The sequence below is a fragment of the Spartinivicinus ruber genome, from assembly GCF_011009015.1.
GTDB lineage: Bacteria > Pseudomonadota > Gammaproteobacteria > Pseudomonadales > Zooshikellaceae > Spartinivicinus > Spartinivicinus ruber.
Window position 1 is genome coordinate 2,731,767 of sequence record NZ_CP048878.1, and the last position, 11,124, is coordinate 2,742,890.

Annotated in this window: 10 protein-coding genes; all 10 read left to right on the forward strand. The window is 40.7% G+C overall.

The window, feature by feature from the left end:
- Positions 1-367: 367 nt before the first annotated feature.
- The 10 genes from G4Y78_RS13085 (at position 368) to G4Y78_RS13130 (ending at position 10,983) form a co-directional block, all read left to right on the forward strand.
- Positions 368-1,354: an ABC transporter ATP-binding protein gene (locus G4Y78_RS13085; RefSeq protein WP_230425730.1), complete on the forward strand. Its 987-nt coding sequence runs from the start codon at positions 368-370 to the stop codon at positions 1,352-1,354.
- Positions 1,344-4,262: a Gldg family protein gene (locus G4Y78_RS13090; RefSeq protein ID WP_163833439.1), complete on the forward strand. Its 2,919-nt coding sequence runs from the start codon at positions 1,344-1,346 to the stop codon at positions 4,260-4,262. Before G4Y78_RS13085 ends, G4Y78_RS13090 begins: the two co-directional genes overlap by 11 nt.
- Before the next feature lie 12 nt (positions 4,263-4,274).
- Positions 4,275-5,372 carry a DUF4340 domain-containing protein gene (locus G4Y78_RS13095; RefSeq protein WP_163833440.1) on the forward strand — a complete coding sequence of 366 codons (1,098 nt, stop codon included), beginning with the start codon at positions 4,275-4,277 and terminating at the stop codon, positions 5,370-5,372.
- A gap of 71 nt (positions 5,373-5,443) precedes the next feature.
- Positions 5,444-6,307, forward strand: coding sequence for a mechanosensitive ion channel family protein (locus G4Y78_RS13100; protein WP_163833441.1), 864 nt, complete (start codon positions 5,444-5,446; stop codon positions 6,305-6,307).
- A complete protein-coding gene (locus G4Y78_RS13105; protein ID WP_163833442.1) occupies positions 6,297-7,157 on the forward strand; it encodes a magnesium transporter MgtE N-terminal domain-containing protein in 861 nt (286 codons plus the stop codon). Before G4Y78_RS13100 ends, G4Y78_RS13105 begins: the two co-directional genes overlap by 11 nt.
- Complete coding sequence (gene mgtE / locus G4Y78_RS13110) at positions 7,144-8,475, forward strand: magnesium transporter (RefSeq protein ID WP_163833443.1); 1,332 nt, start codon at positions 7,144-7,146, stop codon at positions 8,473-8,475. The genes G4Y78_RS13105 and mgtE overlap by 14 nt, the downstream gene beginning before the upstream one ends.
- 52 nt (positions 8,476-8,527) lie before the next feature.
- Complete coding sequence (locus G4Y78_RS13115; protein WP_163833444.1) at positions 8,528-9,100, forward strand: hypothetical protein; 573 nt, start codon at positions 8,528-8,530, stop codon at positions 9,098-9,100.
- 19 nt (positions 9,101-9,119) lie between these two features.
- Positions 9,120-9,599: a DUF1499 domain-containing protein gene (locus tag G4Y78_RS13120; protein ID WP_163833445.1), complete on the forward strand. Its 480-nt coding sequence runs from the start codon at positions 9,120-9,122 to the stop codon at positions 9,597-9,599.
- Between the two features lie 32 nt (positions 9,600-9,631).
- Positions 9,632-10,000 carry a YkvA family protein gene (locus G4Y78_RS13125; RefSeq protein WP_163833446.1) on the forward strand — a complete coding sequence of 123 codons (369 nt, stop codon included), beginning with the start codon at positions 9,632-9,634 and terminating at the stop codon, positions 9,998-10,000.
- A gap of 182 nt (positions 10,001-10,182) precedes the next feature.
- Positions 10,183-10,983, forward strand: a complete 801-nt coding sequence (locus G4Y78_RS13130; protein ID WP_163833447.1) for a substrate-binding periplasmic protein — start codon at positions 10,183-10,185, stop codon at positions 10,981-10,983.
- The last annotated feature ends 141 nt before the right edge of the window (positions 10,984-11,124 follow it).

Sequence of the window (11,124 nt, forward strand, 5' to 3'; positions counted from 1 at the left end):
AACGGAGTTGGTAAAAGAGGTTTCTGCTTCTGTTGCAAGCCCTTCAGCAACAGTTTCTCCTTCTGCTAAGAGTTCACTATAGCAATTGAGTTAAGTAACCTTGTTTTAACCGGCCTGTTTCAAGATATCTTGAACTTTTTTAAAGAATCCCCATCATAACGCCAAATACTCCATCAGTTGCATTGTTATTACAGGAGAATCAGTTCATATAATGTGAAGGAATGGTTAAAAAATGGCTTGTTTAACGGATAAACGTAACTATAAAGCACGCCCCCCGCCGTAAATGAGTGTGTCGCGAAAGACCTCTTTGGCGGGACCCTTGTAGCTGTTACAAAAAAGCAGAAAATAAACTCATAACAGGAGAGTAATGATGCTGGAAGTTAACCAGTTAACCCGTTGTTATGGCAGTTTCAAAGCGGTTGATAATGTCAGTTTTACCATAGGGAAAGGTGAGATTGTCGGCTTGTTAGGTCATAATGGTGCGGGTAAAACCACGATTATGAAAATGTTAAGTGGTTACTTAGAGCCTAATCAGGGAGTCATCAAAATCGATGGGGTGGATTTGCAGCTTGATCCCAAACGAGTACAGCAAAGTCTAGGTTATTTACCTGAAAATCTACCGGTATATCCCGAAATGACTGTAGCAGACTACTTGGATTATGCCGCTGAAATTAAAGGATTAACTAATAATCATAAAATTGCTGAAATCAAGCGGGCTATTCAAGCGACGGACATTGATCGAAAGTTACTTGACCCAATAGCAACTTTATCTCGCGGTTATAAACAGCGGGTTGGAGTGGCACAAGCTATTTTGGGTCAGCCTAAACTACTAATTCTTGATGAGCCTACAAATGGCTTAGACCCTACCCAAACCGATCACATGCGACAGTTAATCCGGGAAATTGCCAAAAATGCAACGGTGATTTTGTCCACCCATATCATGCAAGAAGTAGATGCAATTTGTGACCGGGCATTAATTATTCGTCACGGGCAATTAGCCGTTGATGCAAAATTAGAAACGCTTCATTCAAGTAGTTACTTACGGCTTGTGACGTCAATGGGCAGTAAACAAGCAAAAACATTATTGGGTGCCTTGCCCAGTTTAAAAAATGTCGAAGCCATTGAGCAGCAACCTTCTGAAACTGTGAAAACGCCGGTTATTCATTATCGCTTGCAATTGGCTGAAGGGCGTAATCCGCTAGAGGTCAGTGCAGTTGTTGCCAAACAAATAATAGCAGCCAAAGCGGAATTATATGCTCTCACAGCAGAGCATCGTGATTTAGAAACGCTTTTTAGAGAAGTTAATGAGTCGTCTGCTACCGCCCAGTCTCAGGAGGTTAAAAATGCAGCCTAACGGACAACCCTTATCACTGATTCGTCGGATTGCTACTAAAGAGGTGGCGTTGTTTTTCGCCTCGCCTATTGCCTATTTGTTTTTGGCGACATTTGCTGCCGTTACTTTATTTATTTTCTTTTGGGGAGAAGCCTTTTTTTCTCGTAATATTGTCGATGTGAGGCCTATGTTTGAATGGATGCCGTTGTTATTAATATTCCTAGCTAGCACGTTGACTATGCGGTTATGGAGTGAGGAGCGACGCACTGGTACATTGGAGCATGTGCTGACTCAGCCAGTACCACTATGGCATTTTGTCGTCGGTAAATTTGTTGGATGTTTATTATTATTAGCTATTGCGTTAGCCATTACTCTTCCTTTACCTATAAGTGTTTCAGTAATGGGGGATTTGGACTGGGGACCCGTTTGGGCCGGTTATTTAGCCACACTTCTATTGGGAGCTGCTTATTTAAGTATTGGTTTATTTGTTTCAGCCCGCAGTGATAATCAAATTGTCAGCTTAATCAGTGCGGTTGCCCTTAGTGGATTATTTTATTTAATTGGTACTAATACCATTACTGACTTCTTTGGAAATCAAGTTGGGGAATGGTTACGTTTACTCGGCACCGGCTCAAGGTTTGATGCCATTACTCGCGGTGTGATTGATTTTCGCGATTTATATTATTATTTCAGCATGATTGCAGTTTTCTTGGCGTTAAATACCTTCGTGTTGGAAAAAGAACGCTGGGCGACTCAGCAGGCTACGCCTCATCATCAAACTTGGCGAGCAGTGACAGGATTACTGTTAGCCAATGCCATTGGGGCTAATTTATGGTTAGGGCAAATCAATAGCATTCGCATGGATGCCACTGAAGGTAATCAATACTCTATTTCTGAAGCAACCACAGGTTATCTTAATAAACTACAAGAGCCGTTGCTGGTGCGAGGTTATTTCAGCAGTAAAACGCATCCTTTATTAGCACCTTTAGTACCACAGTTGCGGGATTTAATTGAAGAGTATGAAGTGGCTGGTAAAGGTAAAGTGCGGGTGGAATTTGTTGATCCAATAACTAACCCTGAACTTGAAGAAGAGGCGAACCAGAAATATGGCATTCAGCCCGTACCTTTCCAAGTGGCGGATCGTTATCAGGCATCGATTGTTAGCTCTTACTTTAATGTGTTAGTGCAGTATGGTGATGAGCATCAAGTGTTGGGTTTCCGTGATTTAATTGAGGTGAAGGCTCGGAGTGAAGCCGATATTGATGTGCAACTTCGTAACCCGGAACATGATTTGACCCGTGCCATTAAAAAGGTATTAAACAGCTATCAGGCAGGAGGGAATCTGTTTGACACGGTGAAAGGTGAGTTGGTATTTAATGGCTATATTTCCAATGAGTCTACCTTACCTGAAAAACTGGTAGGCTTTAAAAAGACTATTACTAAAGTACTAGATAAACTAAAAGCTGATGCCAATGGTCGTTTGGCCATAAACTTTATTGATCCAGATGCCGATGGAGGTAAAGTCGGTCAGCAAATTGCTCAGGATTTTGGTTTTAAACCGATGACGACCAGCTTACTGAGTAATGATCGCTTTTATTTTTATTTGACCCTGGCTAATCAGGAAGAGCAAACAGTACAAATTCCGCTGGGAGGTATGAGCGAGGGGAATTTTAAACGGAATCTGGAAGCAGGGTTAAAACGTTTTGCCAGTGGCTTTACCAAAACAGTGGCTTTAGTGGCACCACAAACACCAGGTTATTCCCCTTATAGCATGGGTGGTGGTGCTAAATTTAGCCAGCTAGAGAAGTTTTTAGGTGATGAGTTAAATATTAAGCAGGAAGACCTCAGTGATGGTCGAGTGTCTGGGGAGGCGGATATTCTACTACTTATGTCGCCTAAAGACTTGAACGAAAAACAACTGTTTGCTATCGACCAATTCCTAATGCAAGGGGGAACCATCATAGCGGCTACATCACCTTATAGTGCTAGCCTTAGTAACCGTAGTTTGAGTTTGCAAAAACAAAACAGTGGATTACAGGATTGGCTTGCCCATCACGGTTTATTGATTGAAGATAAAATTGTGATGGATCCACAAAATGCTGCTTTCCCTATACCAGTGACGCGTAATGTTGGTGGTTATCAGTTCCAGGAAATGCGTATGCTAGATTACCCTTATTTTATTGATGTAAGAGATAGGGGGTTAAATCAGGACAATGCAATTACCGCTGATTTACCACAAACGACAGTTGTGTGGGCTTCACCCGTTATAGTTGACCAGAAAAAACAAGTTGGCCGAAAAGTGACTGAATTATTGCGCAGTTCTAAGGGTGCTTGGCTTTCTTCGTCTATGGATATTATGCCGAAAATTACTCGGAACGGTTTAAGTGCATTTACACCTGAAGGAAAGCAGGGCTCTCAATTATTGGGGGTTATCAGTGCTGGTCGCTTTAATTCTTATTTTGCTGATAAAGACTCTCCCTTACTAATTAAAGAGGATAAAGCAGAAGAGACTGGTGAAGAGGCGGAAAACACCAGTGATAATACAGCCGCTGTGTCAAAACAGACAACAATATCCAGTGTCATTTCTCGGTCACCGGAGTCCGCTCGGATTATTTTATTTAGCTCTAATGACTTTTTGCGTGATCAGGTAATTCGTATGGCAGGTTCTTCAACAGGTAGTGAATACCTTAATAACTTACAACTGTTGGCGAATACCGTGGACTGGTCATTAGAGGATGCAGGATTGCTCAGCATTCGGGCCCGGGGGCATTTTAATCGTACCTTGCCACCCATGGAACGTAATGTGCGGCTATTTTGGGAATATCTCAATTATGGTTTGGCAATTCTTGCCTTGGGGGTTATTGCCATTGTTCAGCGGCAACGAAAACGTGCCCGGGATCATCGCTATTTAGCTTTATTGGCCAATTAAGGGGAGGTTAAAATGGCAAAATTAAAAACCTGGTTAACTGGCCTGTTGGCTATCCAACTGGTGTTGGCTGCAGGACTGTTTTGGAGCAGTGAACACCAGCAGCAACAAAACATACAACAACCGTTGCTTGGTTTTAAGCTGGCGGATGTGACGAAGCTTGTGATCAGTGATAGTGATGACAGCGTGACTATCAGTCAGTCTGGTGATCACTGGGTATTACCGGATTTAGCTAACTTACCTGTTAATGATGATCAATTAACGGATGTATTAGTTAAGCTGGAAGCCATTCAAACAGGTTGGCCGGTAGCGACGACCACCTCCAGCCACGAACGCTTTGAAGTGGCTGAGGATAAATTTCAACGACAGGTGCAGCTTTTTCAAGGTGATAAGCTGATTGGGGAATTACTGGTTGGTACCTCACCGGGCTTCCGCAAGGTGCATATTCGTAACCCAGAGGATGATGCGGTTTATACGGCTAAGTTAAACAGTTATGAGTTACCTGTAAAAGGTGACGACTGGCTGGATAAATCATTATTAGCTGTAGGCGATGTAGATAATATCAAGTCGATTAAAGGTGCTGATTACTTTTTGGAAAAAACAGGTGATAGTTGGACTTTACATGACAATAAACAGTCATTATCCAGTGAAGCCAATGCGACTAAATTGAATATGGAAAAAGCTAAGCAGCTAGCAAAAGCGTTGGCTAACTTACAAGTGCAAGGGATGGCAGATTATTTATTTGGAGCTGATAATGCTGACATTAATCCAGTAGCAATTGAGGTTGTCAATGATAAAGGAAAACTAGCTTATCAATTAACCTCAGTTGACGATAAATACTTTGTTAAGCGGACTGGCTTTGAGCAGACTTTTACTATCAGCAAATACGACTTTGAGCGTATAGCCCAGGTTAGTTTGTCACAGCTGGTCTTGCAATCAGAACAGCCAGATGAAGTGGTTGCTGAATTAGAAAAGCCTGCTGATACTCACACGACAACTAAAGCACAAACCCATTCAACATCTGTGCAACAGTCGGAAAAAGTGGAAACCTCCCAGTCAGATGAAGAAGGGGCTACAAGCACTGGGACTGACTCTGACTCGTCTAGAAGTTAGTCTTAATTAGTAATAAAAATGCCTTTTACGATAGTGCTGCAATAGATTGGAAACTTTTATAAGGATTACGAATGGACTCATCCCCTTGGTTTTCTAACTTGATTACACCGGAGTTTCTCACTCAGATTAGCCAGTCAGTTACCCGATTTGTTGCGGCACTCTTATTACTATTATTTGGTTGGTTTGTTGCTCGTTTTTTAAAAGACTTAAGCAGTCGTTTAATTGATAGCACCAATCGGCTATTACATCGATTTTCAAAACAGGGAGCTGGTTATATTCAACAGTTACAACCTGCTAGCAGTCGCTTTGTACCGCTTCTGGTGTATTGGGTCACTATTATTGTCTTTATTGGTTTGGCGACCAATGTCTTAGGTATAGAAATTTTTACCAAATGGATTGATGCCTTTTTAGCGTATTTGCCCACCCTTGTTGCTGGCATTGTGATCATACTGGGTGGTTTTATTTTCGGGGAAATGGCCAAAGACTTAGCCACCAGTGCCGCTATTGCTGCCAACCTTCGCCACAGTGAGTTATTAGGCCGAATTGCTCAAGTGTTTTTAGCCGGTAGTGCTATTTTAATCGGCACCGGCCAGGTGGGAATTGATGTATCTTTTGTCGTGAATATGGCCACTGTAGCTTTGGCTGCTATTTTAGGGGCTTTTGCCTTGGGTTTTGGTTTAGCAACACCACGACATGTCAGTAATTTTATAAGTGCTCGTTATGTGCAACGGCATTATCAGGAAGGGGAAACTATCCAGATAGGTGAATATAGTGGCCGAATTATTGGCATTACCCCTCATGCGGTAGTCATTGAAAATGACCAAGGCGAGTTGCATATTCCCGCTAAATTTTTTACTGAAGAGCCTTGCTTAAAACGCATTAAAGAAGCGTACAGTAGTAAAGATGAGAATGAGGGGGCTGCTAATGGAGAGTAGCAAGCAAAAGCTGGCATTAACCTATCTGGAAAAAGCCCCTGAGTCAGCAGCAAGGATTTTAGAAACATTACCAGAAGTGGCCGTTGCACAGTTATTAAAACTAGCGCCTGATACTGCAGGAGCTGCTGCGTTAATGCAATTGACCAGTGCTAAAGGTATTGCTTGTTTGGATCAGTTGGATCATTCCTCTTCTGCACAACTATTGACACCACTTTCAGCAACTCATGCGGCGACGTTATTAAAGGGGATTTCGCAAACGAAAACCAAAGCGATTTTACATCAAATGCCCAAGTTAAAAGCCCAAGCCATTCAAGTATTGTTAGCTTATCCGGCTAATGTCGTGGGGGCCTGGATTAACCCGCAAGTGTTAACCTTAAGAAATAATATTACCGTAGCCGAAGCTTACCAGCAGCTAAAATCGTTTCAAGGCACAATCCAGCACCGGTTATTTATTCTTGATCGTCGGCAAAAACTGGTGGGGGTTATTACTGCAACTGATGTGATGGGGAGTGTTGATGAAGGTAAAAAGCTGAGTGAATTAATGGAAGCTCAGCCAGATGCTTTACGCTCCAGGTTACAGTTGAGCCAGGCTCAAAAACATTCTGACTGGACTCATTCAATTGTGATGCCTGTGGTTAATCGGCACGATGAGTTTATTGGTATCTTAAATTATGGTGCCTTAAATCAAGCCATTAAACAATTAAAAAATCTCCCTGAAAAAGCGATGGAAGTTCCTCAACTAGGCGACAGTCTAGGGCAAATACTTTCAGATAGTATCATTGGTGTTTGGCAAACGTTGCGTGATGCATGGGACTTAAATTCGAGAGGAGAACAAAATGACAAGCGCTAGCCTTTCAGGAGTCAGTAATGACGATAGCATAGCTATTAATCGATTAAGTCAACAGTTTCTACTTGAGTATCCTAAAGAGGCTGCAAATGTCTTAGAAGCTTATCCACTTGAGGAAATGGCTTCATTATTAGCTGAGCAACCTACTACCACACTGATTCGTCTTTGGAATTTTTTTCCTCCTCATATAGCTGACCAACTGTTGCCTTTATTGGAGAACCGAGCTCAAAAAAATTTATTGCTGGCTATGGATACCCCTGATTGTGCACAAACTTTAAATCGGTTATCCAAAGAAGATAAAAAACGTTGTTTGGATAATTTACCTGAAGATTATGCCAATGATTTGCAAAAATTGTTGGAATATCCGGAGCGTACCGCAGGACAAATGTTAGACCCAAGAGTCATTCGGTTACTGCCGGACAATACTGCAGATGATGCCTTGCGTTTATTACGCCAAAAAAAACATAAACCAATCAGGAAAGTGTTTATGGTGGATGCTGATCAACAGCTGCAGGGAATAGTCGATATTACAGCTTTGGCTTTATGTGAAGGGGATGAAAAATTGCAACAGTTGGCTTTACCCCCCAGAACCTTAATATCGCCTTTTGATTCCCTTGATGAGGTTGCTGATAAACTGACGCAGTTTAACTTGGATACATTACCAGTCATAGATATTAATGGGAAATTGCTAGGGGCTATACAACACCCTTCGTTGCTGCGAACTTTACAGGATAACTCGTTAACCGATATTCAAGCCATGGTGGGGGTGAGTAGGGAAGAGCGGGCCTTATCCAAGGCATTTTTTGCCATTAAAAAACGCCTGCCTTGGATGGAAATTAATTTGGTCACTGCCTTTGTGGCTGCATCAGTGGTTGCCTTGTTTGAAGATACGATTGCCAGGTTCACGGCTCTGGCGGTATTGCTTCCAGTGGTGGCAGGTCAGTCGGGTAATGCAGGAGCCCAAGCCCAAGCCGTCACTATTCGAGGCTTAGCCTTAAAAGAAATTACCGTCAGAAACTGGTTAAGAGTGTTATTTAAAGAAATTAATATTGGCGTGGTTAATGGTATTGCTATTGCTTTAACCACGGCAATTGGTGTTTATATTTGGAGTGCAAGTTTTGGCCTGTCACTGGTTATCGCCATTGCGATGGTGATTTCCATGGTAATGGCAGGCATGGCAGGGGCTGTTGTGCCGATTGTATTAACCAAACTGGGTCAGGACCCAGCCCAATCGTCTTCCATTATTTTAACCACAATTACCGATATTGCTGGATTTATGTCATTTTTGGGGATTGCAACATTGCTATCTGCGTTGTTATAGATAAGTTTATTTACGAGGATAAGGGGATAGCACAAAAAGCAAGGTAAAAAGGATGCAAACTGAAACTAACAATAACGCTGGGCTTGCTGATGCAGTGGCAACAGGAAAGGATTTAATTGCCATGTTGCGAGATGCTGCTTTGTTACTGATCGCCATATTGTTAATTGGCTGGCCGCAAAAAGTAAACAGCATTTTGGTCGAAGCTGGGTTTGAAGAGGGTAGCTTTGCTGGTATGAAATGGAAAGCCAAACTAACCCAATCTGATGAAGTACTAATTGAAGCCCAGGCAATCATTACTGATTTTCGAGAACAAAACAAAAAACTGGGTGTCACCCTTACTGAATTAAGACAACAGATGACAAGTACTGAAACTAAAGAAAAATTAGCCAAGCTTGATCAGCAAAATGAGTTGTTGTTGACTAGTTCAGCTCAAGTCCAGCAAAAAGTAACCAATACTACTTCAGCTAATGCATTATTAGTTAAACAAGCACAAACCATTACAGGAGAAACAGGTAAATGGGGAGTAGTATATGGAGGAGATTCAATATTGGAGGATGCAAAATATGAAATTAATACTATCGCCTCTAACAAAAAAACAGACTTTTTTGAATGTAGTAGTGTGTAAAAATAAAAATGAGCAGTAAATGTTAAAAAAAGTGTTTTTAGGGATTCTTATAACATTAATTATTTTGGTTGGTGTTATTGTCTTTTACTTTGTCTATTTGGGATATCAGTCCAGAACTGGCGAGCCTATTGGTCTTCTTAATGGTGTGTTGGCTAAATGTCCAGATAAGCCCAACTGTGTGAACAGCGAATTTAAAGAAGATTCAGCTCATTATATTGAACCGTTAACACTACCAAAACTGCTATTTAATGATACCATGGTGGTGATCACGTCGGCTATTGAAAGTTCTGATGGTACTATTGTTAGCAGACAAGAACATTATATTGCTGCAACCTTCACCTCGAAAGCTTTTGGCTTTGTCGATGACCTGGAAGTTCGGTTAGATAAGTCAAACGGCCTAATACATATACGCTCTGCTTCACGGGTAGGGCATAGTGATTTTGGTCAAAATCGAAAGCGGGTGAGCAACATAAAGAAACGTTTACTTCCCATGTTGTGATCAAAGAAAACGTCATTCTATAGGGGATAATAATGTATGAAATTAAGCGTTTACCTAAAAAATACGAGAGTAAATATTCTGAAGATAAATTTTGGATTAAAGTTAAAAAGTATGCTAAAAGGGCTGGTGAATCTGTATTGGAGCCAGCCTTAAAAATGTATTATGCTTTAATTGATTCAGACACTCCAGCTTGGGCAAGAGCTATAATTGTTGGTGCTTTGGGGTATTTTATCTCACCCTTGGATACTATTCCTGATGTAATACCTGCATTTGGTTTTACTGACGATTTGAGCGTTTTGGCTGCAGCTCTAGCGACAGTTGCTGTTCATATAAAAGATGAGCATGTAGAAAAAGCAAAGGAAAAACTTAAGAAATGGTTTAGCCAAACCAATAGTCGCTGAAAATAGTTTATACTCCATACGGTTGGCTTTTAGGTATGGTGATCAAGTGACGAAGTCAGAGGTCCCATAAGCCTAGAAATCATTCGCGAAAATATCAACTTATTGACTCCGCATGCTCATAATATGTTCATATGTTCCAGTTTTGTCTATTCTGGTAACTACAGCTAAGTTGAGAGGTAGTTATGCGTTTATTAATGATCGGAATAAGCATTATTTTACTTACTCACATATCTCATACTTTTGCAGGAACACCTAAAGCTGTCATTGTCGCTATAGAAGATTCAGGTAGTTTTCCAATTTATCGAGAGGCGGCAAGTAACTATACAGGGAAGCATCCTGGTTATTTTATTGAATTTCTTCAAGCAATAGCAAGGGACTTAAATGTTAATATTAACATTGTTAGAATGCCCTGGAAGCGTTGTTTGATTAGTTTGCAGGAAGGGCGTATTAATGCTGTAACAACAGCAAGTTATAAACCAGAAAGAGAGAAAAGCGGTCGTTACCCTAAGAAAGCAGGCCAATTAGATGTTAGCAGAAGATTCAATACATCAAGCTATTTTCTTTATGCTGTCAAGGATTTATTAGTAAAGTGGGATGGTAATATTCTAGAAAATAAAAGTAATTTATCGGTAGGGGCTCAGCGGGGATTTTCGATAGTTGCTGATTTAAATAACTTAGGTGTAAAAACGACAGAAGTTGATAATCCAGAGTCGGGTTTTATTATGTTGTTAAATAATCGACTATCTGCTTTAGCTGTTCATGAAAATGTTGGACAAGTGTATGTCAGAAAGTATAATAATATTAAACAACTATCTCCACCTTTAAAGACTAAGCCTTATTTTTTGATCATATCACACCAGTTTTACTCAAAATATCCTGAATTTTCTGAAGAAATATGGAATACGGTTGAAAAACTAAGAAACTCAAGTCAAATAGCAACAATAAAAGATAAATATTACTCGTTTGGTAGATGGCCAGACTAGCAGGCTTCAGTTATACACCAAATACATTAAGAAAGTGAGTGATTAACTTTGTATTTATTTTTGATTTTTTGAACAAGTTTGTCATGATTTTTTCTTCGTTTAAATCCTTGCTGTTTTACTTCTTCATCAGTACGCTGATGA

Coding starts and splice junctions, on each gene's coding strand:
- G4Y78_RS13085 (WP_230425730.1), top strand. CDS start 368: ATGATGCTGGAAGTTAACCAGTTAACCCGTTGTTATGGCAGTTTCAAA.
- G4Y78_RS13090 (WP_163833439.1), top strand. CDS start 1,344: ATGCAGCCTAACGGACAACCCTTATCACTGATTCGTCGGATTGCTACT.
- G4Y78_RS13095 (WP_163833440.1), top strand. CDS start 4,275: ATGGCAAAATTAAAAACCTGGTTAACTGGCCTGTTGGCTATCCAACTG.
- G4Y78_RS13100 (WP_163833441.1), top strand. CDS start 5,444: ATGGACTCATCCCCTTGGTTTTCTAACTTGATTACACCGGAGTTTCTC.
- G4Y78_RS13105 (WP_163833442.1), top strand. CDS start 6,297: ATGGAGAGTAGCAAGCAAAAGCTGGCATTAACCTATCTGGAAAAAGCC.
- mgtE (WP_163833443.1), top strand. CDS start 7,144: ATGACAAGCGCTAGCCTTTCAGGAGTCAGTAATGACGATAGCATAGCT.
- G4Y78_RS13115 (WP_163833444.1), top strand. CDS start 8,528: ATGCAAACTGAAACTAACAATAACGCTGGGCTTGCTGATGCAGTGGCA.
- G4Y78_RS13120 (WP_163833445.1), top strand. CDS start 9,120: ATGTTAAAAAAAGTGTTTTTAGGGATTCTTATAACATTAATTATTTTG.
- G4Y78_RS13125 (WP_163833446.1), top strand. CDS start 9,632: ATGTATGAAATTAAGCGTTTACCTAAAAAATACGAGAGTAAATATTCT.
- G4Y78_RS13130 (WP_163833447.1), top strand. CDS start 10,183: ATGCGTTTATTAATGATCGGAATAAGCATTATTTTACTTACTCACATA.